The organism is Streptomyces sp. NPDC091280 (assembly GCF_044768565.1).
Taxonomy (GTDB): Bacteria; Actinomycetota; Actinomycetes; order Streptomycetales; family Streptomycetaceae; genus Streptomyces.
In genome coordinates this window covers 175711-200547 of sequence record NZ_JBIVUZ010000009.1, presented here as the reverse complement: position 1 = coordinate 200547, position 24837 = coordinate 175711, and the positions used below count along the sequence as shown (strand labels likewise).

Annotated in this window: 23 protein-coding genes and 6 tRNA genes; 20 read left to right on the top strand and 9 right to left on the bottom strand. The window is 71.2% G+C overall.

Translation table 11 applies throughout. The features are described from left to right. Positions 1 to 49 precede the first annotated feature (49 nt). The 4 genes from cobT (at position 50) to ACIQPR_RS27090 (ending at position 6513) form a co-directional block, all read left to right on the top strand. Positions 50 to 3838, top strand: a complete 3789-nt coding sequence (cobT, locus tag ACIQPR_RS27105; protein ID WP_403653174.1) for a nicotinate-nucleotide--dimethylbenzimidazole phosphoribosyltransferase — start codon at positions 50 to 52, stop codon at positions 3836 to 3838. A 154-nt stretch (positions 3839 to 3992) separates the two neighbouring features. Further along, positions 3993 to 5225 carry a uroporphyrinogen-III C-methyltransferase gene (cobA, locus tag ACIQPR_RS27100; protein ID WP_403653171.1) on the top strand — a complete coding sequence of 411 codons (1233 nt, stop codon included), beginning with the start codon at positions 3993 to 3995 and terminating at the stop codon, positions 5223 to 5225. A 64-nt stretch (positions 5226 to 5289) separates the two neighbouring features. Then, a complete protein-coding gene (locus tag ACIQPR_RS27095) occupies positions 5290 to 6108 on the top strand; it encodes a TrmH family RNA methyltransferase (RefSeq protein ID WP_403653168.1) in 819 nt (272 codons plus the stop codon). Between the two features lie 9 nt (positions 6109 to 6117). Next, positions 6118 to 6513: an NUDIX domain-containing protein gene (locus ACIQPR_RS27090; protein ID WP_403653165.1), complete on the top strand. Its 396-nt coding sequence runs from the start codon at positions 6118 to 6120 to the stop codon at positions 6511 to 6513. 308 nt (positions 6514 to 6821) lie between these two features. On the opposite strand, the gene ACIQPR_RS27085 is transcribed toward ACIQPR_RS27090, so the two are convergent. Beyond that, entirely contained in the window at positions 6822 to 8300 is a 1479-nt protein-coding gene (locus tag ACIQPR_RS27085) for a serine/threonine-protein kinase (protein WP_403653162.1), read from the bottom strand. A 197-nt stretch (positions 8301 to 8497) separates the two neighbouring features. On the opposite strand from ACIQPR_RS27085, the gene ACIQPR_RS27080 reads away from it, so the two are divergent. The 4 genes from ACIQPR_RS27080 (at position 8498) to ACIQPR_RS27065 (ending at position 10709) form a co-directional block, all read left to right on the top strand. After that, complete coding sequence (locus ACIQPR_RS27080; protein ID WP_403653159.1) at positions 8498 to 8773, top strand: hypothetical protein; 276 nt, start codon at positions 8498 to 8500, stop codon at positions 8771 to 8773. A 212-nt stretch (positions 8774 to 8985) separates the two neighbouring features. Beyond that, positions 8986 to 9195: a hypothetical protein gene (locus tag ACIQPR_RS27075; RefSeq protein ID WP_026178166.1), complete on the top strand. Its 210-nt coding sequence runs from the start codon at positions 8986 to 8988 to the stop codon at positions 9193 to 9195. Between the two features lie 186 nt (positions 9196 to 9381). Continuing rightward, on the top strand, positions 9382 to 10329 hold the full coding sequence (locus tag ACIQPR_RS27070; RefSeq protein WP_403653156.1) for a phosphotransferase family protein: 948 nt from the start codon (positions 9382 to 9384) through the stop codon (positions 10327 to 10329). Positions 10330 to 10409: 80 nt separating this feature from the next. After that, entirely contained in the window at positions 10410 to 10709 is a 300-nt protein-coding gene (locus ACIQPR_RS27065; RefSeq protein WP_318015217.1) for a zf-TFIIB domain-containing protein, read from the top strand. A gap of 52 nt (positions 10710 to 10761) precedes the next feature. Here ACIQPR_RS27065 and ACIQPR_RS27060 read toward each other — a convergent pair. The 5 genes from ACIQPR_RS27060 to ACIQPR_RS27040 all read right to left on the bottom strand — a co-directional run bounded on the left by ACIQPR_RS27060 (position 10762) and on the right by ACIQPR_RS27040 (position 11217). Continuing rightward, positions 10762 to 10833 (bottom strand) — tRNA-Val (locus ACIQPR_RS27060). A gap of 34 nt (positions 10834 to 10867) precedes the next feature. After that, positions 10868 to 10939 (bottom strand) — tRNA-Val (locus ACIQPR_RS27055). Positions 10940 to 10958: 19 nt separating this feature from the next. Further along, positions 10959 to 11030 (bottom strand) — tRNA-Val (locus ACIQPR_RS27050). 1 nt (position 11031) lies between these two features. Continuing rightward, a tRNA-Cys gene (locus ACIQPR_RS27045) sits at positions 11032 to 11105 on the bottom strand. A 39-nt stretch (positions 11106 to 11144) separates the two neighbouring features. Continuing rightward, positions 11145 to 11217, bottom strand: a tRNA-Gly gene (locus ACIQPR_RS27040). A gap of 179 nt (positions 11218 to 11396) precedes the next feature. On the opposite strand from ACIQPR_RS27040, the gene ACIQPR_RS27035 reads away from it, so the two are divergent. Genes ACIQPR_RS27035 through ACIQPR_RS27025 form a run of 3 tightly spaced genes read left to right on the top strand, consistent with a single transcriptional unit; the run spans position 11397 to position 14137 of the window. Continuing rightward, a complete protein-coding gene (locus ACIQPR_RS27035) occupies positions 11397 to 12440 on the top strand; it encodes a chorismate-binding protein (protein WP_403653153.1) in 1044 nt (347 codons plus the stop codon). Beyond that, positions 12437 to 13258 carry an aminotransferase class IV gene (locus ACIQPR_RS27030; RefSeq protein WP_403653150.1) on the top strand — a complete coding sequence of 274 codons (822 nt, stop codon included), beginning with the start codon at positions 12437 to 12439 and terminating at the stop codon, positions 13256 to 13258. The genes ACIQPR_RS27035 and ACIQPR_RS27030 overlap by 4 nt, the downstream gene beginning before the upstream one ends. Before the next feature lie 54 nt (positions 13259 to 13312). Then, a complete protein-coding gene (locus ACIQPR_RS27025; RefSeq protein WP_403653148.1) occupies positions 13313 to 14137 on the top strand; it encodes a GNAT family N-acetyltransferase in 825 nt (274 codons plus the stop codon). Positions 14138 to 14167: 30 nt separating this feature from the next. Here ACIQPR_RS27025 and ACIQPR_RS27020 read toward each other — a convergent pair whose 3' ends face one another. Continuing rightward, positions 14168 to 14683: a DsbA family protein gene (locus tag ACIQPR_RS27020; protein WP_403653146.1), complete on the bottom strand. Its 516-nt coding sequence runs from the start codon at positions 14681 to 14683 to the stop codon at positions 14168 to 14170. A 296-nt stretch (positions 14684 to 14979) separates the two neighbouring features. Between ACIQPR_RS27020 and ACIQPR_RS27015 the strand changes: the two genes are divergently transcribed. Both ACIQPR_RS27015 and ACIQPR_RS27010 read left to right on the top strand, forming a co-directional pair. Further along, positions 14980 to 15423: a hypothetical protein gene (locus ACIQPR_RS27015; RefSeq protein ID WP_403653144.1), complete on the top strand. Its 444-nt coding sequence runs from the start codon at positions 14980 to 14982 to the stop codon at positions 15421 to 15423. Between the two features lie 164 nt (positions 15424 to 15587). Continuing rightward, positions 15588 to 15740, top strand: a complete 153-nt coding sequence (locus ACIQPR_RS27010) for a hypothetical protein (protein WP_019059824.1) — start codon at positions 15588 to 15590, stop codon at positions 15738 to 15740. A gap of 64 nt (positions 15741 to 15804) precedes the next feature. Here the strand turns inward: ACIQPR_RS27010 and ACIQPR_RS27005 are convergent, their stop codons facing one another. Both ACIQPR_RS27005 and ACIQPR_RS27000 read right to left on the bottom strand, forming a co-directional pair. Beyond that, positions 15805 to 16365: a CGNR zinc finger domain-containing protein gene (locus tag ACIQPR_RS27005; protein ID WP_403653141.1), complete on the bottom strand. Its 561-nt coding sequence runs from the start codon at positions 16363 to 16365 to the stop codon at positions 15805 to 15807. Positions 16366 to 16670: 305 nt separating this feature from the next. Beyond that, positions 16671 to 17084 carry an SsgA family sporulation/cell division regulator gene (locus tag ACIQPR_RS27000; RefSeq protein ID WP_004002642.1) on the bottom strand — a complete coding sequence of 138 codons (414 nt, stop codon included), beginning with the start codon at positions 17082 to 17084 and terminating at the stop codon, positions 16671 to 16673. A 191-nt stretch (positions 17085 to 17275) separates the two neighbouring features. Between ACIQPR_RS27000 and ACIQPR_RS26995 the strand changes: the two genes are divergently transcribed. The 7 genes from ACIQPR_RS26995 to ACIQPR_RS26965 all read left to right on the top strand — a co-directional run bounded on the left by ACIQPR_RS26995 (position 17276) and on the right by ACIQPR_RS26965 (position 24831). Then, positions 17276 to 17752: a TIGR02611 family protein gene (locus ACIQPR_RS26995; protein ID WP_403653138.1), complete on the top strand. Its 477-nt coding sequence runs from the start codon at positions 17276 to 17278 to the stop codon at positions 17750 to 17752. Positions 17753 to 17830: 78 nt separating this feature from the next. Further along, positions 17831 to 17902, top strand: a tRNA-Val gene (locus tag ACIQPR_RS26990). Between the two features lie 370 nt (positions 17903 to 18272). Next, the gene (locus tag ACIQPR_RS26985) at positions 18273 to 19559 is read left to right on the top strand and encodes an ABC transporter substrate-binding protein (RefSeq protein ID WP_403653135.1); all 1287 of its coding nucleotides are present in this window, start codon (positions 18273 to 18275) and stop codon (positions 19557 to 19559) included. Further along, positions 19559 to 20527 carry a carbohydrate ABC transporter permease gene (locus ACIQPR_RS26980; RefSeq protein ID WP_403653132.1) on the top strand — a complete coding sequence of 323 codons (969 nt, stop codon included), beginning with the start codon at positions 19559 to 19561 and terminating at the stop codon, positions 20525 to 20527. Before ACIQPR_RS26985 ends, ACIQPR_RS26980 begins: the two co-directional genes overlap by 1 nt. After that, a complete protein-coding gene (locus ACIQPR_RS26975) occupies positions 20524 to 21396 on the top strand; it encodes a carbohydrate ABC transporter permease (RefSeq protein ID WP_403653129.1) in 873 nt (290 codons plus the stop codon). Before ACIQPR_RS26980 ends, ACIQPR_RS26975 begins: the two co-directional genes overlap by 4 nt. Positions 21397 to 21400: 4 nt before the next feature. Then, a complete protein-coding gene (locus tag ACIQPR_RS26970) occupies positions 21401 to 21991 on the top strand; it encodes a hypothetical protein (RefSeq protein ID WP_403653126.1) in 591 nt (196 codons plus the stop codon). Between the two features lie 104 nt (positions 21992 to 22095). Continuing rightward, complete coding sequence (locus ACIQPR_RS26965) at positions 22096 to 24831, top strand: Tat pathway signal sequence domain protein (protein ID WP_403653124.1); 2736 nt, start codon at positions 22096 to 22098, stop codon at positions 24829 to 24831. Positions 24832 to 24837 lie beyond the last annotated feature (6 nt).

The following is a 24837-nucleotide window of genomic DNA, read 5'->3' as shown; positions in this document are numbered from 1 at the left end:
TCCCGGTGAGCGGGTCGTAGAAGCACTAACCGATGGGCGAGGGGTACGCATGACCGACACCGGCCAGGTCCCGGCCGAGGGGTTGCCGGAGAACGCAGGCATGGTGGAACAGCCGAGCGTTCCCGCACACGGCGCGTACACCTACCTCTCCGAGACCACCGCCGAGGACGAGGATCTGTTGCTGCTGCCGGGCGCCCAGGGCGCCTGGGGCAACGAGGTCCCGCCCCCCGTGCCCGAGCCGGTCGTCGAGACCGTCCAGGAGCCCGTTCCGCACGAGCCGGGGCCGCACGAGACGGCCGGTCGCGACAGCGGCTCCGTCGACCTCGGCGCCGTCCGGCTCGCCGAACCGGCGCCCGCGCCGGTCACCCCGCGCCGCCCGCTGCACCTCGGCCCGCCCCTCCCCGACACCTCGGCGAGCCCGGTCCGCTCCCTCGCCGACCGCGGCCCCGCGGGCGCGCCGGTCCGGCAGCCCGGCCCGGTGGCCACCAGCCCCGAGTACCTCGACGCCCCCCAACTCCGCGACCTGCCCCCGCAGGGCGCGGCCCCCTGGGGCGCCCACTCCTCGGTCGCCGCGGGGGTGCGGACCGCGGAAACGGTTGCCCCGGCCCCCGCCCCGACTCCGGTGCCGGCCCCGGTACCGGCGGCAGCGGTGGCATCCGAACCCGCCCCCGAACCCGTCGGCGCGGCCCAGGCGGCGGTGGCCAGACTCGCCACGGAAGCGGTGAACGCGGGAGTCGCCACGGCCCCCGACGCGGGCGGCGCCTGGCAGGGCGACGGCCGGCAGTACGCGGTGGCGCAGGCGATGACGGCGTCCTCCGCCTCCTCGGTCCACATGAGCACGGAGAGCTCCGGATCGGCCGGTGTCCCCGAACTGCCGGGCGCCCAGGAGGCGTTCGCCTCCGATGCCGGGTTCACCCATGGACACGAGCAGGGTGTCGAGGCGGGCCCGGTGCACGGCGACGGCCTTGGCGTCGAGAGCGCGGTCGTCCACGGTGACGTGACCGGCTCCGACCCCGTGCTTCCGGACAGTACGGCGGCTGCCGTCGGTGCGCCGCTCGTGCAGGACGAAACCCCCGAGGCGGCGGGCGAGGCCGGACTCGCGCAGGACGGCGGCCCCGTTTCCGAGGCGGAGTCGGTTCAGAGCGCTACCGGCCAGACCTCCGAAGACGTAGCCCCCGTTGAGCAGGGCCAGGGCCAGGGCCAGGGCCAGGGCCAGGACCAGAGCCAGGGCCAGGACCAGGCGCAGGGCCTTGTGTTCGCCCAGGGTGCCGACCAGGCTCTCGACGCGGACCCCGTTCACACCCAGGAGCCCGCTCCCCTCGACGGGGTCGTCGCGGTCCAGGAAGCCGAGGCAACTCCCCCTGTTCCCACGGGAGTCGAGCCCCCGCTCGGCCTCGTGGCCGAACCCGTCGAACCCGTCGAATCTGTCGAACCCGTCGAGTTCTCCGACACCGAGCGACCCGCACCCCCGGCCGACCACTCGACCACCCTCGCCGAGGCCGCCCCGGTCCCGGTCCCGGTCGCGCCCGTCGAGTCCGTCGAGCCCGTCCCCGCGACGCTCGCCGAGGCCGACCCGGTCCCGCCCGCCGAAGCCGCACCCGCTCTCCTCGACGCGCCGCCGAGCGAGCCGGTCGCCCCCCAGCCCACGGCCGCACCCGAAGTCGTGGCGGAGCAGCACGTCCCGGCCGAGGAGGCCGAGCCGGTGCTCGTGCCGCAGGTGTCCTCCGTCGAGCCCGACGTCGACCCCGAGGGCACGCCACTCGCCCAACCCGCCGCCCCGGACGCCGAGTTCGTGGAGCCGGCCGAGGTACCGCAGGGCGTCTCCGTGAGCCCCGGCCCCGACGACTCGCTCGGCCGCTTCGTGCCGGTGGAGGGGTCGGTGCCCACCACCCCGCACCTCGCGCCGACCCCGCCGCACCCGCTCGTCCTCCCCACGGAGGAGCCGTCCGGCGGCCCGGAGTCCTTCGCCGCTGTGCCCGCTCCCCGGGAGGCCGCTGCGGACGGCGAGCCCGAACTCGTACAGCACGCGGACGACCTGCGCACCCGGGCCGCCGACCAGGAAGAAGAGAGCACGGCCGCAGTGGCAGACGTACGGGAGTCCACCGGCCCGGCCGCACCCGGCTACGACGACGCCGAGCGCGAGGCCGTGCTGAAGGTGATGCGGGAACGCCGTGACATCCGCAACGGCTTCCGCAGCGACCCGATCCCGCACGACGTGCTGCTGCGCGTGCTGGAGGCGGCGCACACCGCGCCGTCCGTCGGGCACTCCCAGCCGTGGGACTTCGTCGTCATCCGCTCCGCCGACACCCGCCGCACCATGCACGAACTGGCCGAGAGCCAGCGCGAGGCGTACGCGAAGTCGCTGCCCAAGGGCCGGGCGAAGCAGTTCAAGGAACTGAAGATCGAGGCCATCCTCGACACCCCGGTGAACATCGTCGTCACCGCCGACCCCACGCGCGGCGGCCGGCACACCCTGGGCCGCCACACGCAGCCGCAGATGGCGCCGTACTCCGCCGCCCTCGCCGTGGAGAACCTGTGGCTCGCGGCCCGTGCCGAAGGCCTCGGCGTCGGCTGGGTCAGCTTCTTCGACGAGCGCGAGATGGTCCGCGCGCTCGGTCTGCCGGAGCACCTGGAGGTCATCGCGTACCTCTGCGTCGGCTACGTCGACGAGTTCCCGGACGAGCCCGAGCTGATGCAGGCGGGCTGGTCCAAGCGCCGCCCGCTGTCCTGGGTCGTGCACGAGGAGACGTACGGCCGCCGTGCCCTGCCCGGCGAGGACCCGCACGACCTGCTCGCGGAGACGGTCGCCGGGATCCGCCCGCTGGACGCCAAGGCGCTCGGCGAGGCCTGGGAGCGGCAGAAGCGGATGACGAAGCCGCCGGGCTCGCTCGGCATGCTGGAGATCATCTCCGCGCAGCTGGCCGGTCTCTCCCGGCAGTGCCCGCCGCCGATCCCCGAGCCCGCGGCCGTCGCGATCTTCGCGGGCGACCACGGGGTGCACGCGCAGGGCGTCACGCCCTGGCCTCAGGAGGTGACGGCCCAGATGGTCGCCAACTTCCTCGGCGGCGGCGCCGTGTGCAACGCCTTCGCGGGCCAGGTGGGCGCCGAGGTGTGCGTGGTGGACGTGGGTGTGGCGTCCGAACTCCCGGCCACGCCGGGCCTGTTGCCCCGCAAGGTCCGGGCCGGCACGTCGGACATGACGACCGGTCCCGCGATGACCCGCGAGGAGGCCAAGCAGGCCATCGAGGTGGGCATCGAGACGGCCCGGGACCTGGTGGCGGCCGGCAACAAGGCTCTGCTGACCGGGGAGATGGGCATCGCGAACACCACCGCGTCCGCCGCCCTGATCTCGGTGTTCACGGACACCGACCCCGCCGACGTCACCGGCCGGGGCACCGGCATCAACGACGAGACGCTGGCCCGCAAGACGGAGGTCGTGCGCCGCGCGATCGAACTCCACCAGCCGGACCCGGCCGACCCCATCGGCGTGCTCGCCGCGGTCGGTGGCTTCGAACACGCGGCGATGGTCGGCCTGTTGCTCGGTGGCGCGTCCCTGCGGACGCCGGTGATCCTGGACGGCGTCAGCGCGGGCGCGGCGGCCCTGGTGGCCCGTGCCATCGCGCCGGAGGTCCTCGCGGCCTGCATCGCGGGCCACCGCAGCGCCGAACCCGGGCATGTCGCCGCCCTCAACAAGCTCGGCCTGCGCCCCCTGGTCGACCTCGACCTCCGCCTCGGCGAGGGCACGGGCGCGCTGCTAGCCCTGCCGCTGGTGCAGAGCACGGCGCGGGCGATGCACGAGGTGGCGACGTTCGACTCCGCAGGGGTGACCGAGAAGTAGGCGCCCCCAGGGGGCTGTGGCGGCTCAGCCAGTGGACCGGCCGAGCCGCCACAGCCCCCTGCCCGTAAAATCTGCACGTCAGGGCCACCGCACGCCGTACCGCACGCAGGGCACCCCGCCGGGCAACCCGCCGTCAAAGAGGAGCCGCACCCTCATGGCCGAACACCCCGCCTACCCCGTAGGCCTCCGCCTCGCCGGCCGCCGGGTCGTCGTCCTGGGCGGCGGCCAGGTCGCCCAGCGCCGGCTGCCCGCGCTGATCGCGGCGGGCGCGGACATCACCCTGGTGTCGCCCGACGCGACGCCCTCCGTGGAGGCGATGGCGGACGCGGGCGAGATCGCCTGGGAGCGGCGCCCGTACACGACCGGCGACCTCGCGGACGCCTGGTACGCGCTGATCGCCACGACCGACCCCGAGGCCAACACCGCCGCCTCCGCCGAGGCGGAGGCGCACCGCGTCTGGTGCGTGCGCGCCGACGACGCCGACCGGGCCACCGCGCTGACCCCGGCGACGGGCCACAGCGAGGGCGTCACCGTCGCCGTACTCACCACAGACGTGCGCGGCCGGGACCCCCGCCACACCGCCGCGATCCGCGACGCGGTCGTGGCGGGCCTGCGCGACGGCACCCTGGTGGCACCCCACCACCGCACCCGCACCCCGGGCGTCGCCCTCGTCGGCGGCGGCCCCGGCGACCCGGACCTGATCACGGTCCGCGGCCGTCGCCTCCTCGCCGAGGCCGACGTCGTCATCGCCGACCGCCTCGGCCCCCGCGACCTCCTCGCCGAACTCCCCCCGCACGTCGAGGTGATCGACGCGGCGAAGATCCCCTACGGCCGCTACATGGCCCAGGAGGCCATCAACAACGCCCTGATCGAACACGCCAAGCGGGGCAGGTCGGTCGTGCGGCTGAAGGGCGGCGACCCGTACGTCTACGGCCGTGGCATGGAGGAGGTCCAGGCGCTGGCCGAGGCCGGCATCCCGTGCACGGTCGTGCCCGGCATCTCCAGCTCGATCTCCGTGCCGGGCGCGGCCGGCATCCCCGTCACCCATCGCGGGGTCGCACACGAGTTCACGGTGGTCAGCGGCCATGTCGCCCCTGACGACGAGCGCTCCCTCGTCGACTGGCCGTCCCTCGCGAAGCTCACCGGCACGCTCGTGGTCCTGATGGGCGTAGACAAGATAGGGAAGATCGCCGACACCCTGATCGCGCACGGCAAGCCGGCCGACACTCCGGTCGCCCTGGTCCAGGAGGGCACGACGGCCGCCCAGCGCCGGGTGGACGCGACCCTCGCGACGGTGGGCGAGACCGTGCGCACCGAGGACGTGAGACCGCCGGCGGTGATCGTCATCGGCGCGGTCGTCGCCGTGGGCCCGGAAGGTCTTGCGTAACCCCGGGTAACACAACCCGTTCCCAGCCGTTGGCACGACACCCAGGACAAGGCAGTATCACCCTGTGGCCGATCTCATCACCGTTGAGGATCCCGACGACCCCCGCCTGCGTGATTACACGGGCCTGACCGATGTGGAGCTGCGCCGCAAGCGCGAACCGGCCGAAGGCCTGTTCATCGCCGAGGGCGAGAAGGTCATCAGACGCGCCAAGGACGCGGGCTACGAGATGCGCTCGATGCTGCTGTCCGCGAAGTGGGTCGACGTCATGCGGGACGTGATCGACGAACTCCCCGCCCCGGTCTACGCGGTGAGCCCGGAGCTGGCCGAACGCGTCACCGGCTACCACGTCCACCGTGGCGCCCTCGCCTCCATGCAGCGCAAACCCCTCCCCACGGCACACGAACTCCTCCAGACCACCCGCCGGGTCGTCGTCATGGAGTCGGTCAACGACCACACCAACATCGGCGCGATCTTCCGCTCGGCGGCGGCCCTGGGCATGGACGCGGTCCTGCTGTCCCCCGACTGCGCGGACCCCCTCTACCGCCGCAGCGTGAAGGTCTCGATGGGCGCGGTCTTCTCCGTCCCCTACGCCCGCCTCGACAGCTGGCCCAAGGGCCTGGAGTCGGTCCGCGAGGCAGGCTTCACGCTCCTCGCCCTCACCCCGGACGAGAAGGCGCGCAGCCTCGACGAGGCCGCCCCGCACCGCATGGACCGGGTCGCGCTGATGCTCGGCGCCGAGGGCGACGGCCTCTCCACCCAGGCCCTGGTCGCCGCCGACGAATGGGTCCGCATCCCGATGGCCCACGGCGTCGACTCCCTCAACGTGGGCGCCGCCGCTGCCGTAGCCTTCTACGCGGTGGCCACCGGCCGCCCCGAACTCTAGGAGCACGGCTTGGCCCAGCGCGAGGCGATCGTCGCGGTCCTCCGGCGCGCGGACCGCGTCCTGGTCATCCGCCGCGGCCCCGACTCCGCCCGCTCCGGCTACTGGGCCCCGCTCAGCGGCAAACTGGAGCCGGGCGAGACCCAGGAAGAAGCCCTCGTCAGAGAGGTCCACGAGGAAGTCGGCCTGGCCGTCGCCCCGCTGGCCAAGGTCTGGCAGTCCGAGACCGACGACGGCACCTTCCGCCTCCACTGGTGGACCGCCACCGAAACAGGCAACGGCACGATCGTCCCCGACCCGGGCGAGGTCTCCGAAGTCCGCTGGGTCACACCCACGGAGTTCCTGACGATGACCCCACTCTTCGACGCGGACCGCGAGTTCTTCGAACGGATCCTGCCGAACTTGTGAACGGGGCTGGCGGTGGAGTGATCTGTCCGCCGCGTGTCCATCGGGGCGCTTTTCGACGCAGGCCCGCAACATCCAGCCCGTCCGGGCGCATCTCGACAACTCAGGCCGGCGACATCCAGCCCGTCCGGGCGCTTCTCGACTCAGGCCGGCAACATCCAGCCCGTCCGGCGTTTGAGGACGAGGCCTCTCAAGGGCCGATGGGGGGGCTGGGGGCGCAGCCCCCAGGCGGGGCGGAAGGGGCGGCAGCCCCTGGTGACGGGACGGGTAGGGGCGGCGGGGGCGAAACACACCCCGCCCCACCCCCCCCCTCACACCTCGCCGAAACCACCCACCACCCCGAACAACCCATCCGCCCCCACGACCGACCCGTGTTCCCCCGCCCGCCCAAGCCCACGCGACGGCCCCGAACACCCCTGAGCCACCGCGATCCCGAGCGCGACCAACAACGTCACCACCACGAACACGAACAACCGCTGCCGCAGCAACCGCGGATTGGCCGGCCGCCGCCCGGTCCCCGTGGTCCGCGGCCCCGACCGCCCGGCACCACTGCGCGGCGCGGGCCTACTGCCGCTCGCACTCCCGTTCCCACTGCCGTTCCCGGACCGGGTCGTGCTGCGCCCGGCCGGAGTCGGCCGAGCCGAACCCGACCGAGAAGGAACACCCCCGCCTCCACCCCCGCCACTACCTCCACGAGACGGCACACCAGTACCCCCGCGAGACGGCACACCGCCACCCCCACGCGAAGAACTGCCACCACCCCGCGACACAGGAGCCGCACCGCGAGGCGCAGGCGTGCCATGAGGCCCCAGGGGCCCCAGCGGACCCTGCGGCCCCTGCGCACCCGACGGACGCCGTCCCCCCTGCGTCCGCTGCTGCTCGGGATAGCTCTCGGTGAGCCGCCCGGTGGGCCGGTCCGCCTCACCACCGCGCGGCGCGGGCGGCCGTACGTCCGACAGCCCCTGGGCCTCGCGGGCGGCGATCTCCTTGAGCCGCAGGGACAGTTGCAGCGTGCTGGGCCGTTCCTCGGGGTCCTTCGCCAGACACGCCCGCACCAGCGGGGCGAGCGCGTCCGGCACCCCGTGCAGCTGCGCCTCCTCGTGCACCACGCGGTACAGCATCACCTCTGAACTGCCGTGCCCGAAGGGCGAGTCGGAGGTGGAGGCGTACGCGAGCGTCGCCCCGAGCGAGAACACGTCCGTGGCCGGCGTGACCGCCGCCCCCCGCACCTGCTCGGGCGCGAGGAACCCGGGGGAGCCCACCGCCGTACCGACGTGCGTGAGCGTGGACGCCCCGGTCGCCCAGGCGATACCGAAGTCGATGATCCGCGGCCCCTTGGGGGACAGCAGAATGTTGGACGGCTTGAGATCCCGGTGGACGACCCCGGCCTCGTGCACCGCGACGAGCCCCTCCGACAGCGCGGCCCCGATCGCGGCGACCTCGGCGGCGCCGAGCGCCCCCTCGTCGGCGACCTTGTCGTGCAGGGAGGGCCCGGGAACGTACTGCGTCGCGAACCAGGGCCGGTCGGCCTCGAGATCCGCCGCGACCAGCCGGGCCGTACAGCCGCCCCTGATCCGCCGCGCGGCCGACACCTCGCGCGCGAACCGCGAACGGAACTCCTGGTCCTCCGCCAGATCCGGCCGGATCACCTTCAGCGCGACCCGCTGGCCCTTGCGGTCGGAACCCAGGTAGACGACGCCCATTCCGCCCGCGCCGAGCCGTCTGTGAAGCCTGAACGAGCCGACGACGCGCGGGTCCTCGCGCCTCAGGCGCATCATCGCCATGTCCATCCCCGCTGCCCGGTCCGTGTGACGAGCGACAGCTTACGTTTCCACCGCCGCCCGCGCGCATAGGCCGCGCCCTCTCGGACCGATGGATTGTCAGTGCCGGGTGGGAAACTTTGAAGGGTGGTCAGAGGCCGTGCGAACAGCAGGACTTCGTACGGTGCCCAACCCCAACCAACCGTCGCAGAAGGGGGATTGAGCGCGTGAAGGGTGATCGTGTCGAGATAGTGGTGGACGCCGGCGACACCACACGTACCTATGAGGTGGTGGCGAGCAGGGCGGGCCGCAGGGTGGAGACGGCCGTACGACGAGGTGTCGTGGAAGTGAGCGAAGTCACCCGCAACGGCTCCGTGGTCCGTACCGCCCGTTTCATGGCGACCCGGGTCCTCGCCCTGGTCGAGCAGCCGGTCCCGCGCGAGGACAGCTCAGAGAAAGCGGGGCACACCGGACGCGCCCTCCGGGAAGACCCCGAGACCTAGGACCCCGTCTCCACCCAGGGGAGTACTTCGCAGGTCATTGCTCATCCTCCGGGAGGCCCGCCAATCGGTACGAGGGCATGACGACCCGCACGCGCCGCGCACCTAGATTTGAGGTCAAGCGGCGGGTGCAGCACTCGTCCCCCGAGGTCAGACACCCGCCGCTGCCAACCACAACAGAGTTCGGTCAACGGAGCACGGTCAGGAGAGGGACCATGGCCCACACGGCACCGCGGGCATTGATCCGCGAAGAGGGACGCAAGGCGTACAACGCGGCCTTCCGCACCCGCCGCACGGGCCGTCGCCACCCACTGGTGGCGACCTTGATGGCACTTCCCCTGGCGGTCCTGCTCCTCGTCGTCTTCGACGGCTGGGAGACCGTGGCCACACAGGCGTCGTCCGTGGGAGTGATGCTGGGGCGCTGAGCGGCGACCCCAGGCCCGGAAGAGCGGTCCGGGCGGGGACATCAACCCATGAAACCCCGTGGGGACGGGGGTGCGGCGGACGGCAAGAAAAGCCGGCGCAGCTGGGGAGCTGCGCCGGCTTTGCTTTGCCCGGCGGCCGTCTCGGGGGAGACTCCCGTGGCAAGCCGTACGACTCAGGGAGACCCGGTGACCACCCACGTGCTGCCCGACCTGACGGCCCGCGCCGTACGAGCGGCGCACACCCGAACCCCGGCCCCGGCCTGCCCCTGCGCTCCCGGCGGAGCCACCCTCTCGGACCGCCCGGACGGCACGGTCGTCCGCCACGCGGACACCGTCGCCAAGGCCCATGCCCCGCACACCAACCCCACCGACCTCACCGCCCGCCTCGAAACGGCCGCGCGGCTCCCCGGCATCCTCCTGCCCCCGCTCGACCCCACCCCCGTCCACCTGGACGACCGCCAGGTGACCTTCTGGCCCTACGGCGCCCCCGTGGACCCCGACGACCCCGACGCGGCCCCCTGGGAAGCCGCGGCCACCCTTCTCGCCCGCCTCCACCGGACCCCCGCCCCGACCGCCCTCCCGCCGATGCGCGGCCCCCTCAAGGCGGCCCGCGCGATCAGCCGGCTGCGCGAGGCGGTCGGCGGCCACCCCGCCGTCGCCCCCGTGCTGCACGCCTGGTCCCTGCTGCCCGCCTGGGCCCGCGCGGAGGCGCCCCAGCCCGACACGACCACCCTCTGCCACGGCGACCTCCACCTCGGCCAGCTCGTCCGGCACCCGGCGCCGGACGGCCCCTGGCTGCTGATCGACGTCGACGACCTGGGCGCGGGAGTCCCCGGATGGGACCTGGCACGGCCCGCCGCCTGGTACGCGTGCGGGCTGCTCCCGCCCGACGAGTGGGCCCGCTTCCTGGCCGCGTACCGCGCGGCGGACGGCCCGGCGGTCCCGCGGGACGGCGACCCCTGGCCCGCCCTGGACGTCCCGGCCCGCGCCCTGACCGTGCAGACCGCAGCCCTGGCCATCGCCAAGGCGGTCGCGGCGGGCCGCCCGCTGGACGAGGTGGAGGTGGCGGTCGTGGACGCCTGTGACCGAATGGGCTCCGTTCCGCCCGAGTTGACGCCCGGATCCGCGAAGTAGGGTGCAACCGACCGGGGTCGGACGGAGTCTGTCCTGGGGAAACACGAAGACGTACCGACGGCCGAGGAGTTGAGCCGAGCATGCAGTGTCCGAAGTGCCATGCGCCGATGCACACGTACAACCGCAACGGTGTCCAGATCGAACAGTGCAGCAACTGCCGGGGGATCTTCCTCGACTACGGCGAGCTGGAGGCGCTGACCCGTGTGGAGTCCCAGTGGCAGCAGCCCGCCCCGCCGCCCCCGGGCCCGCAGGCCTACCCGGCCCCGCCCGCGCCCGCCTGGGGCGCCCCGCACGGCGGCGGTCACGGCGGTGGCCACTACGGCGGGCACGGCGGCCACCACCGCCACAAGAGCTTCGGCCACATGCTGTTCTCCAGCTGACCGGCCCACGAAGAAGCCCCCGGACGCGGTGAGCGCCGGGGGCTTCGATGTGTGGACGATACTGGGATTGAACCAGTGACCTCTTCCGTGTCAGGGAAGCGCTCTCCCGCTGAGCTAATCGTCCTCGGGACCACGATCCGGGGATCATGGGCGGTGCGTGCGCGATACTGGGATTGAACCAGTGACCTCTTCCGTGTCAGGGAAGCGCTCTCCCGCTGAGCTAATCGCGCGGGGATCCTTGCGGACCAGTGGACGATACTGGGATTGAACCAGTGACCTCTTCCGTGTCAGGGAAGCGCTCTCCCGCTGAGCTAATCGTCCTTGGAGGTGGAGACGGGATTTGAACCCGTGTAGACGGCTTTGCAGGCCGTTGCCTCGCCTCTCGGCCACTCCACCAGGAGTGCGGGGGTTCGGGAAGATCCCCCACTTCCTGCGAGCGGACGACCAGGTTCGAACTGGCGACCTCAACCTTGGCAAGGTTGCGCTCTACCAACTGAGCTACGTCCGCTTGTCGTTTCCGCTCGGCTTGCGCGTCGCGGCGACGAGTTGAACTCTAGCGGATTCCCCGGCCAGCACAAAAACGCGTTTGTGCAGCGTGCTGGCCTGCGTCTAAGGGAACACGTGGTCAGGGCAGCCGCGGTGACATCACCGGGCAACCTGTGAGACACCCGCCATAGACTCGGCGACGTGTCCGACCTCGCTCCTCTCGCCCGTTTCGGCGGCCGTGTCGCCACCGGCCTGCTCGATGTCACCAGCGATCCCGCAGCCCTGGACTCCACCGGCTTCTGGGCGGTCGCGGCCGACTTCGAGGGCCGTCTGACCTGCGCGCGCTTCCGTGACGTACGGCACGAGCCGGTCCCGGCACCCGTCCCCGGCGCCTGGCGCGGCCCCGCGCGCGATGCCTGGACCAGCTCCCTGGACCGCGCCGCCTACACCGCCGGCGTCCGCCGCATCAGGGAGCACATCGCGGCCGGCGAGGTCTACCAGGCCAACCTGTGCCGGGTCCTGTCCGCCCCGGTGGCCCCCGACGCCGACGTCGACGCCCTCACCGCGCTGCTCGCGCGCGGCAACCCGGCACCGTACGCAGGAACGATCCGGCTGCCCGGTCACGGGGTCGAGACCGCCGGTGCGTCACCCGAGCTCTTCCTGCGCCGCACCGGGCGGGTCGTCGAGTCCGGGCCGATCAAGGGGACCGGGCGGACGGAGGCGGACCTGCTGCACAAGGACTACGCCGAGAACGTGATGATCGTGGACCTGGTCCGCAACGACCTCGGGCGTGTCTGCGCCACGGGGACCGTGACCGTGCCGGACCTGTGTGTCGTCGAGAAGCACCCCGGGCTGGTCCATCTCGTGTCGACGGTCCGGGGCGAGCTGCCGGCGGACGCGGGCTGGCCGGAGCTGCTCGCCGCCGCCTTTCCGCCCGGGAGTGTCACCGGCGCCCCCAAGTCCAGCGCCCTGCGCATCATCGACGCCCTGGAGACCGCGCCCCGGGGCCCGTACTGCGGCGGCATCGGATGGGTCGACGCCGACACGGGCACCGGCGAACTGGCCGTCGGCATCCGCACCTTCTGGATCGATCGGACCGACGGCACCCTCCGCTTCGGCACCGGCGCGGGCATCACCTGGGGCTCGGACCCCGAGGGGGAGTGGCGGGAGACCGAGCTGAAGGCCTCCCGGCTGCTCGCGATAGCGTCGGGCGCGTACGAGGTGAACGGAGGGGCTCTTTCATGAAGATCTGGCTCGACGGCGGGCTCCAGGACATCGAGTCCGCCCGCGTTTCCGTCTTCGACCACGGACTGACCGTGGGCGACGGCATCTTCGAGACGGTGAAGGCGACCGAGGGCAGGACCTTCGCACTCACCCGCCATCTCGACCGGCTGACCCGCTCCGCGCGCGGCCTCGGCCTCCCCGACCCCGACCTCGACGAGGTCCGCCGCGGCTGCGCGGCCGTCCTCGCCGCCAACCCGCTGCCGTTCGGCAGGCTCCGCATCACCTACACCGGCGGCCACGGCCCGCTCGGCTCGGACCGCGGCGAGCACGGCCCGACCCTCGTGGTCGCCCTCGGCGAGGCGAAGCGCCGCCCGGACTCCACGGCCGTCGTCACCGTCCCCTGGACCCGCAACGAACGCGGCGCCCTCGCCGGCCTCAAGACCACGTCCTACGCCGAGAACGTCGTCGCCCTCGCCCGCGCCCACCAACACGGCGCCTCTGAGGCCCTGTTCGCCAACACGGTCGGACAGCTCTGCGAGGGCACCGGCTCGAACGTCTTCGTCGTCCTGGACGGCGAGATCCACACCCCGCCGGTCACCTCCGGCTGCCTCGCCGGCATCACCCGCGCCCTGACCGTCGAATGGACCGGCGCCAAGGAGACCGACCTGCCGTTGGACGTCCTGGAGCGCGCCGACGAGGTCTTCCTGACCTCCTCGCTGCGGGACGTGCAGGCCGTGCACCTGCTCGACGACCGCCAACTCCCGGGCGTGGCGGGGCCGGTGACCGCCAAGGCCATGCGCGTCTTCGACGAGCGGTCGGCCGACGACCTCGATCCGTAAAAGCCCGTCCTTGTCGGGCTGACCTGGTGCTCCGGGTCGGGTAGAACACAGGTGATGACCACGACCCTGCGGCCGGCCGAGCCGCTCCAGCACCAGGCCGACGGGACGCGTTCACGCCGCTACCAGGTGTGTGTGAACAGCCGTCCCGTCGGCGGGATACGCCTTGGCACGAGTCCGTTCTTCGGCGACTCGGTGGCCCAGATCCTGGATCTGCGCATCGAGGAACCGGACCGCCGGCGCGGCCGGGGCACCGTGGCCGCGCTGGCCGCCGAGGAAGTGGTGCGGAGCTGGGGCTGCGACCGGATCGAGGCATCCGTGCCCGCCGAGGCGGAGACGGCCCTGAAGGTGGCGACCGCCCTCGGGTACGTCGTCCGCAACCGCCACATGCAGAAGCCGCTCGGTGACACCGCGCCCGAACTGCCCGCGGGGAGCCGCGCGCGGCCCATGACCCCACAGGAGTACGGCCCGTGGAGGGAGCTCCTGACCCGGAACTTCACCGCGAGCTGGACCGAGCGCGGTGTGCCCGAGGCGGAGGCCCGGACCAGGGCCCTGGACAGCAACGCCGAACTGATGCCCCACGAACTCGCCACCGCCGGCATGGACTTCAGTGTCCTGGAGCACGACGGCACGGTGGTGGGCACGCTCTGGACCGGCCTCCGCGACGGCTCGACCTTCGTCTACAAGGTCGAGTCCGACGCCCGGCACCGGGGCCGGGGGCACGGCCGCACCCTGATGCTCCTGGCCGAGGCGCAGGGCATCGCGGCCGGTCTCCCGGCCATCCGCCTGAACGTCTTCCAGGGCAACGCCCCGGCCGAGCGGCTCTACGAGTCACTCGGTTACGAGACGGTCACCTACCACCTGTACAAGACCCTGCTCTGAGACCTAGCCGACCGCTCACTCGCCGACCGCTCACTCGCCCCCGGCGAGCAGCCGGTCGGCGATCTCCTCGACACGGGCGCGCAGCCCTTCCTGGCTCTTGCCGCCGTCGAGGCGTTCGCCCCCGATGACGTACGTCGGCGTGCCGGTCACGCCGATGGCCTTGCCCTCGGCCTGGTCGGCGTCGACGATCAGGATGTGCCGCCCGTCGATCAGTGCGGTGTCGAACTCCTCGGCGTCCAGCCCGAGTTCACCGGCCACCTCGACCAGGAAGGGTTCGCCCCTACGGTCCAGCTGCTCGACCCGGTCGAGCACGGCCTCGACGTAGTCCCACCCCCGCCCCTGCTCCAGCGCCTCCTCGGCCGCCTGCGCGGCGGCGAAGGAGTGCTTGTGCTTCTCCAGGGGGAAGTGCCGCAGCCGCAGCTCCAGCCGGTCGCCGTAGCGGGCCCGCAGGGCGCGCAGATCGTCCAGCGCGGTACGGCAGTCCGTGCACTGGAGCTCGCACCAGACGTCGAGGACGGGGGTGCTCGCGGAGGGGAGGTCGCTCATGGGACCAGTCTCCCAGCCTCGGACCCAGGGTCCCGACCGGACCCAGGGTCCCGACCGGGACCATGTGGGTCCGACCGGGCGCGGGTGTACGACACCGACCGGCACCTGGGGAGGAGACGACCCGGAGTTGTCCCTGATGTCCTTCCGAGGCATGGCATCCCGGGGACCGGACGGTGCAGGATGGAAGGGACGAAGTGCGACCTGCCGGACGGGGACGTCACCTCTGTGCCGTGACCTCTGTGCCGTGCGCGCGACCGAGACCCGCCCGCCCGACCGAACCAAGCCTGGAGGACCGGATGATTGCCGAGACCGTCTGTTCCGCCGTCTCCGCGGCCGGCCTGGGCATCGCGGCGGTCACGGCGTACCGCAAGCGTTTCCTCTCCGCCGCCCGCATCGCCGCCTACTCGCTGGTGCCCGTCGGCCTGGTGATGACCGGGGTCGTCGGCTGGGCCGCCGACACCGCGTTCAGTCCCACGGCCTGGGCGGGCTTCATACTGCTCGGCGGTGCCTGGCTGCTCTTCACCGGCACCCGCGCCGTGGAGCGCCGTCGCGGCGGAACCCGCAAGGAGCGCCGGGCGGCCCGCGCCTCCGGGCAGCCGGACGCGGTGGCGCCGACCGCCTCAGCGCCCTCCCTCGGTCCCGCCGCGCGCCCGGCGACCCGGCAGGCAGCCGCGCCCCGCGCCCAGAGCGGGGACGACTTCAGTGACATCGAGGCCATCCTGAAGAAGCACGGCATATGACGGGCGCACGGCGACTGAAACGACACAGAGCGAGCCCGGTCGGCCGGTAAGTGTTCAGGACCTGACGCGACCCGAAACGGACATCACGGAATTCGGCGAACTCCCGCCCCTATCGGGCGTGTTGATCGCGGGAGGGGTGCTCGCTGCGTCATCATCGCGGCGAGATGCTGGACACGACACAGAGCGACGCCGCGCCGCCGAAGGACGAGCCGCGCGGGTGCCTTTTCGCCCTTTCCCAGCCACCGCTGATGATCTTCCTTGCGGTGATCGGGTGTCTGCTGCTCATGGCCTCGCTGCACGACCTGCTGATGCTGTGAGCCGTACTCGTGGTCCCCGACGTCACCCGCCGGGGGCCACGACCTCATCGAGCGGCGCCGGCCGTCAGCCCGCGGCTTCCTTGCGCCGGGCCCGGTAGGCGGCGACATGCAGCCGGTTTCCGCAGGTCCGGCTGTCGCAGTATCTGCGCGAGCGGTTCCGGGAGAGGTCGACGAAGGCGCGCCTGCAGTCGGGGGCCTCGCAGCGGCGCAGCCGCTCCTGCTCGCCGGCCACTACGAAGAACGCGAGCGCCATCCCGCAGTCGGCGGCGAGATGGTCGGCCACCGAGGCGCCGGGCGCGAAGTAGTGCACATGCCAGTCGTAGCCGTCGTGGTCCGTGAGGCGCGGTGTGGTGCCCGCGGCGGCGACCAGGTCGTTGATCAGTCCGGCGGCGGTCCGGGCGTCCGGCGCCCCGAAGACCGCGGTGAACCGGCCGCGGATCTTGCGCACGGCGGAGAGGTCGAACTCCGAGAGCTCACCGACATCGCTGATCTCGTGGTTCCGCACGAAATCCGTGAGCAGCGCGACGTCCGACAGCCCGTCCGGCGTCGCCGCGTCCTCCGGTGCGGTGTTCACCAGATCCACCACGGTGTCGAGGGCACACCGGGTGTCGTGGGTGATCAGCACGTTTAGCTCCCTGGCCTGGGGGTCGGGCGGGCGCCCGCCGATGCTGGCCGATGGTAGTGGCTTCCCGGAGGGCGGCCCCTGCCTCTATGAACGCCTCCGTGTCCCGCACGGTTCCCCGGACCACGGAGAGTCGCCCCCGGAGCGGCCCGCGAGGGTGACCGCCGGTGGCCGGTGGCGCACACAGCGGCGCCGCCCCCGCGACGGATCGCGGCGACGGCGCCGGTGTGTGCCACATGCGGTTGTCCAGGCCCGAGCCGTCTCCCCGAGTTCGGACGGCGCCGGGTGGTGTGGGTCTGGGCCTTGCGCTAGCTCTCCGCCAGGATGTGCGACAGCTCCTGATCCAGGTCGAAGTGCCGGTGCTCCGTGCCGGGTGGCACAGCGGCGTCCGTCCGCTTCAGGAAGGACTCCAGGGCCCGTGCGGGAGCCTCCAGCAGGGCTTCGCCCTCGGGAGAGCTCAGTGCGATGCAGACGACGCCCTGACCGTGACTACGGGATGGCCAGACACGGACGTCGCCGGTACCGGTGGGCCGGTGGAGGCCCTCCGCGAGAAGGTCGCGGGCGAACACCCACTCGACGGTCTCCTCGGCTCCGGTGTGGAAGGTGGCGTGCACGGCGTAGGGGTCGGCCGTGTCGTACCTCAGGCCTGCGGGGACAGGCAGGGATGACTCGCTCGACACAACGAGGCGCAGGTGCAGCTCGCAGCTGACCGTGGTGTTCATAAGCGCCAGGGCCTTTCGCTCAGTGTGCGCTCGGGGATTCGCACGTCGGCGAAATCGACATGCCACCTACGGTGCCGTTGTAAACCCCTCTGAGTGTTTTGCGTGCCTTTACGTAACTCTTCCGGCCGAGAGCTCGATCGCTCGGTGCGGCCATTCCGGTGACTGGTTTCCCTCGGGTAGGGTTTGTCCGTATGAATACGGGGAGTGACGGGCCGGGTGAGGTTGTCGTGGCGCCTGACGGGGCGGCCGAGGAATCACCGGACGGGATGCGGGCGGACGGGGCGCGGGACGAGCGGGGGCTCGGTTCCAAGGCGCCGGACTTCGTCAAGGCGCGCCGTGCGCTGCACGTGAGCTGGCAGGTCGGCGTCTTCGTCGTCGGCCTCGCGGTCGTGGTCGCCGGCATCATCATGCTGCCGCTGCCGGGACCCGGCTGGGTGGTGATCTTCGGCGGTATGGCGATCTGGGCGACCGAGTTCGTCTGGGCCCAGCTGGTGCTGCGCTGGACGAAGCGCAAAGTCACCGAGGCGGCGCAGCGCGCGCTGGACCCGGCGGTGCGCCGTCGCAACATCGTCCTGACCTCGATCGGCCTGGTGATCGTGGTCGCCCTCGTGGGCGTCTACGTCTGGAAGTTCGGTGTCGTGATGCCCTGGAAGATCAAGGACCAGTGACCCGGTGAGGGCGTCCGGGTGCCTTCTCGCGCTGGTCGGAGGCACCCGCTGACATGGGGTAATGTTCTCCGTGCGTCCGGGCGATTAGCTCAGTGGGAGAGCGCTTCGTTCACACCGAAGAGGTCACTGGTTCGAACCCAGTATCGCCCACCCGGACCGACGGCCCGCCTGTGATCACACAGGCGGGCCGTCGTCGTTCGGCCGGCGGTGACGCGGATGCCGTCGGTGCCGTCGGTGACGGGAGGTCAACTCCCCATCCCCAGGCCTTTTTCTGCGGGCCGTCGGCGGAAGGGACGTTCCGCTTCCTGTTCGGCCCGTCGATCGCGGGCGTCTCACCTGCGATGTCCGTCCCGTCACCCCCGCGCAGAGCCCGCCGGTGCCGTCGTAGGGCTCGGCCGGGCCGCGAGAAAATCCTGTGCGAATCATTGACGCACCCCGAGGGCCTCCGTAACTTGTGCCAGCAAGCGCTTACTTGAAACGATTCATGCAGGTGGCAACGACGCTACGGGGAGGTCCCGTCATGGGAACCCGCACGAATGTGGAGAGACGCACGGTACTGAAGGCCGCCGGAGTCTCGGCGGTCGCGCTGGGGCTGGGTGCGACGGCCTGCGGTGGCGGCGACGGCACGTCCGCGGACGGGACGGTGACGATCCGTTACTCGTGGTGGGGTGCCGAGGAGCGGGCGAAAAAGATCAATCAGTCCATCGCGCTCTTCGAGAAGAAGTATCCGAAGATCAAGGTGAAGACGGACTTTCAGACCTATCAATCGTTCTGGGAGAAGTTCCAGACGCAGGCCGCCGGTGGAAATCCGCCGGACGTATTCCAGAACGCCGTCGGATTTCTTCGGAAGTACGACAAGAGAGGCATTCTTCTCGACCTCAACTCTCAGGTGAAAGCAGGCAATCTGAGCCTGGATCACTTCCGCGCGGGCGTCACCAAGGTCGGCGAGGTGGACGGAAAGCAGCTCGGCGTCCCGGTCGGCTCCAACACCATGGCGCTGGTCATCGACAAAAAGGTGTTCGAGAGGGCGGGCGTCGACCCGGCCACGGGCTGGACCTGGGACGAGTACTTCAAGGCCCTCAAGACGATCCACGACAAGACGAAAGTCCCCGGCGACACGGGCTACTTCGCCATCATGTACCTGTACGACCTCTACCTCCGCCAGAACGGCAAGGCGTTCTTCACCAAGGACGGACTCGGTTTCGACAAGTCCGATCTGACGGAGTGGTGGACGGACGGGTACGGACGGGTGAAGGCCGGAATCGTCACCGACCCGAAGGTCGTCGCCCAGGACGCGCCCAAGTCCTCGCTCTCCGCCGGACACGGAGCCTCGGAGTTCACCTGGGACAACTTCACGGTCCGCTACTCGGCGGAGGGCTCCAGCACCTACGGCCTCGCCCCGATCCCCACCATGGACGGCAAGCACACCGGCCAGTACCTCGCCTCGCTGATGCTGAGCGCCTCCGCCCACACCGCGCACCCCAAGGAAGTCGCGCAGTTCATCGACTTCATGGTCCACGACCCGGCGGTCGGCACGATCATGGGCTACGACCGCGGCATCCTGGCGAGCACCGAGCAGTACGCGGCGTTCAAGCCCACCGACACGGTGAGCAAGGAGATCGCGCAGTACGAGAACACCACCGCCAAGTCCGGCGTCCTCGGCACGATCACCCCGCACCCCTCCGGCGCCGACACCGTCGAGGCCGCCTTCCTGCGCATCGGCGGTGACCTCGGCCAGGGCAAGACCAAGGTCACCGACGCGGTGAAGCAGTTCTTCACCGAGTCCGAGGCCGCCTTCCAAGCCTGATGGGAACCGCCGTGACGCTCGTCAAGGACTCCGTGCCCAGCACCCGGAAGGCAGACCCCGCCGCCCCCGTCACCGAGGGGCGGCGGGGCCGCCGGGACAACCTCGCCGGCTATCTCTTCATGTCCCCCTGGATCGCGGGCTTCCTGCTGCTGACCGCCGGTCCCATGGTCGCCTCGCTCTACTTCGCGTTCACCGACTACAACCTCTTCAACAGCCCGAAGTGGGTCGGCTTCGACAACTTCACCGCGATGTTCGACGACCCGAGGTGGCGCAAGTCGGTCGAGGTCACGGCGAAGTACGTCGTCATCGGCACCCCGCTCAAGCTGCTGCTCGCCCTCGGTGTCGCCCTGCTGCTGGCCCAGAGCCGCCGCGGCCAGGCCTTCTACCGGGCCGCGTTCTACGCCCCCTCGCTGATCGGCGCGAGCGTCTCCATCGGCTTCGTCTGGCGGTCGCTGTTCTCCGACGGCGCCGTGGTGGACCGTACGCAGTCCTTCCTCGGTTTCCACGTCGGCGGCTGGGTCGGCAACGCGGACTGGGTCCTGTACTGCCTGGTCGCGCTGACCGTCTGGCAGTTCGGGGCGCCCATGGTCATCTTCCTGGCCGGACTCAAACAGGTGCCCCGGGAGCTGTACGAGGCCGCCGAGATGGACGGCGCCGGACCCTTCCGCCGCTTCTGGAGCATCACGCTGCCGATGATCTCCCCGGTGCTGTTCTTCAACGTGCTGCTGGAGACCATCCACTCGTTCCAGATCTTCGGCTCGGCGTACGTCGTCTCCAACACGTACTGCGGTCCCGCCGACGCCACGCTCGTCTACACCTGTTACCTCTACCAGAAGGGCTTCAAGGACGCCCAGATGGGCTTCGCCGCCGCGATGGCCTGGATGCTGCTGCTCGCCGTTGCCCTGGTGACGGCCGTCCTCTTCTGGTCGCAGAAGAAGTGGGTGCACTACGAGGAGGACGCCCGATGAGCGCCACCACCACGAAGCCCCCCGCCCTCGGCCGCCGCTCCACCGGTTCCCTGGTCTGGCATCTCGGCGCGCTGCTGATCCTCGCGGTGATCCTCTATCCGGTGGTCTGGGTGATCGGCGCCTCGTTCAAGCCGAGCAAGGACATCATCAACAGCCTCCAGCTGTTCCCGGGCCACCCCATCCTGTCCAACTTCAAGGGCCTCGCCGACGGCATAGCCGACATCAAGATCTGGACCTTCTTCGAGAACTCCCTCTTCTACGCGCTCGGTTCGGTCGTCGGCATCCTCGTGTCCTGCTCGCTGACGGCGTACGCGTTCGCCCGCATCAGGTTCGCCGGCCGCAACCTGCTCTTCTCCCTGATGATCGGCACCCTCCTGCTGCCGTACCACGTGCTGCTGATCCCGCAGTACGTGATGTTCCAGAAGCTCCAACTGGTCAACACCTACGTCCCGTTGCTCATCGGCAAGTACCTGGCGACCGAGGCCTTCTTCGTGTTCCTGATGGTGCAGTTCATGCGGAACCTGCCGAAGGAACTGGACGAGGCCGCCCGGCTCGACGGCTGCGGGCATCTGCGGATCTACTGGTCGATCGTGCTGCCGCTGTGCCGGCCCGCGCTCATCACCAGCGCGATCTTCACCTTCATCAACGCCTGGAACGACTTCATGGGCCCGCTGATCTACCTCAACGAGCCCGGCAAGTACACCGTCTCGCTCGGCCTGATGATGTTCCGCGACTCCGACGGGGTGGCGGCCAACTACGGCGGCATGATCGCCATGTCGCTGGTCGCGCTGCTGCCGGTGCTGCTGTTCTTCCTCGCCTTCCAGCGCTACCTGATCGACGGTATGGCGACCTCCGGACTGAAGGGCTGAGGCGGTGGCCGAAGCACGTGTGAAGGCGCGGCGGGAATCGGTCCTCGCGGAGCGGTTCGGGGTGTTCGCCGAGTGTCTGCTCACCGGGGTCTGGATCGCCGTCGCCTCGGCGGGAGTTGTCACGTATCCCGCCGCGTTCGCCGCCGGGGCACGGCACTTGAGGCGCCGTACCGGTCATGTGGGCGGTGGCTGGCGGGAGTTCGTCGCGGACTTCCGGGCAGCTGTGCGCGGCGGCTCGCTGGTCGGCCTCGCCGGGTGGGGCGCGGGAGTCGCCGTCTGGGTGGACGTCCAGGCCGTGCGGGCCGGGCTGCCCGGTGGGCCGCTGGTCGGCGCCGTCGGGGTGTTCGCCCTGCTCGGGCTCGTCGTCGCCGGACTGCGCGCGGCGGCGGTCTGGGCGCCGGGCGACAGCTGGCGGGCCCTGCTCGCCGAGGCCGGCCGCCGCACGGTGCTCGACCCCGCGGGCTCCTTCCTGCTCGTCGGCGGACTGGTCCTCGTCGCCTGCTCCGCCCTGCTCGTCGCACCGCTTGCGGTCCCCGTGCTGGGGGCCGTCACCGCGGCGGCCGTCGCGGTGGAACAGCGGTACCGGCACCGCTGACGGGCCGGTCCACGGCAGCGGTCCGCTCCGCTGCCACTCCTCTATCTGTCATGCCCCTGACCAGACGGGCGTGAGAAACGCCATCCGTACGGAAAGGACAGGCCATGTCTCCCATCCCCCGCAGGTCCCTCCTCAAGGCCGCCGCTGTCGCCGGAGCCGCCGCGCAGTTCAGCTGGGTGCCAGGGGCGAAGGACGCCCAGGCCGCGCCCGGGGCGGCAGTGGCCGACGACGACCCCGTGACCCTCGACTGGCTGGAGGACGGCGGTCTCGGCGCGGCCCCCGGTTCGACGCTCGGCGTGCCGTGGCCGATGGGCACCTACCAGGAGGACCAGACCTTCGCGCTGACCGACGCGCAGGGCACGGCCGTGCCCGTGCAGTCCTGGCCGATCGCCTACTGGCCCGACGGCTCCCTCAAGTGGACCGCGCACGCGGTGAGTTCGGGCTCCGGCAAGCTCACCCTCACCGCCGGGGACACCACCGCCCCCGACCAGAAGGTCACCGTCGACAGACACGGCGGCACCATCGACGTGTCGACCGGGGTCATCACCGCGAGGATCGGCAAGAACGGCTCCACCCTCATCAAGTCCGTCACCCGGGGCGGCACGGAGATCGCGAAGAACGGCCGACTCGTCCTCGTCCGCCAGCCCGAGATCGAGGACGAGGACCAGGGCTCGGTACGGACCGAGCGCTTCGACGGGACGATCGGCGAGGTCACCGTCGAACAGGACGGCCCGGTGCGGGCGGTGGTCCGCATCGACGGCAAGCACCGCAAGGGCGGCCGGAGTTGGCTGCCGTTCTCGATCCGCCTCTACTTCTACGCGGGCGCCGACTCCTTCCGCATGGTCCACACGATCACCTACGACGGCACGGTGGAGCCCGGCAAGGCGAGCGGTGACTTCATCCGCGGCCTCGGCGTCCGCTTCACCGTGCCCATGCGGGACGCGGCCTACGACCGGCACATCCGCATCGGCGGCGAGGGAACTGGCCTGCTGCGGGAGGCGGTTCAGGGCATCACAGGCCTGCGCCGGGACCCGGGAGCGACCGTCCAGGCGGCCCAGTACGCGGGCCGGAAACTCGCCGATCCCGCCACCTGGGACCAACGGGTCACCACCCGCCTCCAGTACATCCCCAAGTGGGGCGACTACACGCTCTCCCAGCTCTCCGCCGACGGCTTCACCCTGCGCAAGCGCACCACCAAGGGCCACGGCTGGATCGCCGCCGGCGGTGGCGGACACGCCTCCGGGTTCGGCTACGTCGGCGGGGCGAGCGGCGGACTCTCCTTCGGGCTGCGGGACTTCTGGGAGAAGTTCCCCGCCCAGCTCGACATCCGCGACGCCCACACCGACGAGGCCGAGGTCACCCTCTGGCTCTGGTCGCCCGAGGCCCAGCCGATGGACCTGCGCTTCTATCACGACGGCATGGGCCAGGACACCTACGCCAAGCAGCTCGAAGGCCTCGAAATCACCTACGAGGACTACGAACCCGAGTTCGGCACCCCGTACGGCATCGCCCGCACCTCCGAACTCCTCTTCTGGGCCAACGAGTCGACGCCGACCCCGGAGACCCTCGCCCAACAGGTCGAGGCGGTCCGGGTGTTGCCCCAACTCGCCGCCCCGCCCGCGCAGTTGATCAAGTCCAAGGTCTTCGGCCCCGGCCTCTACTCCCAGCCCGACCGCTCCACCGCCGCCAAGGCGAAGATCGAGGACCACCTCGACTTCCTCTTCACCTATTACAAGGACCAGGTGGCACAACGCCGTTGGTACGGCTTCTGGGACTACGGCGACTTCATGCACTCCTACGACACCGTGCGCCACCAGTGGCGGTACGACATCGGCGGCTACGCCTGGGACAACTCCGAGCTGTCACCGGACATCTGGCTCTGGTTCGCGTACCTCCGCTCGGGCCGCGCCGACATCTTCCGCTTCGCCGAGGCGCTCACCCGGCACACGGGTGAGGTCGACGTCTACCACCTCGGCCAGTGGGCCGGGTTGGGCACCCGGCACGGCGTCCAGCACTACGCCGACAGCGCCAAGCAGCAGCGCATCGCCAACACCACCTACCGGCGCTACTACTACTTCCTCACCGCCGACGAACGCGTCGGCGACCTCATGGCCGCCAACGTCGACTCCGACGAGACGTTCCTCGTCCTCGACCCGATCCGCAAGATCCGCACCGCGCCGTACACCCCCGACCGGCACGCCCTGTCGATCGGCTTCGGCACCGACTGGAGCGGCCTGGTCTCCGCGTGGCTGACCGAGTGGGAACGCAAGGGCCCCAAGTGGGAGAAGGCCAAGGCACGCGTCCTGTCCACGATGGAGACGATCGCCGCCCAGCCCAACGGATTCGTGCAGGGCAGCGGCCTCTACGACCTCGACACCGGCAGGTTCGCCGTCGCCTCCGCGCCCGTGGTCTCCGTCTCGCACCTCTCCGCCGTCTTCGGCCTCAACGAGCTGTGCGCGGAACTGATTCACCTGGTCGACATGCCCAAGTTCAAGGAGGTGTACATGGATTACTGCCGCTACTTCAACGCCTCCAAGACGGAACAGGCGGCACGCTACGGCTCCAACTTCGGCACCCTGCTGCTCTTCCAGGGCCACTCCCGCCTCGACGCCTACGCCGCCGTGCAACTCGACGACGCCACGCTCGCCAAGCGGGCCTGGACCAAGTTCTACGGCTCGGACGGCTACCTGGAGACCTCGCCGTGGAAGACGGAGGCCCTGAACGGCCCGGTCACCCTCGTCCCGGGCAGCGAGGCCGCGTGGGTGTCGTCGAACGACACCGCGCTGTACGGCCTCGCCGCCATCGAGAACCTGGCCCTGCTCGGGGACAAGATGCCCTAGCGCACG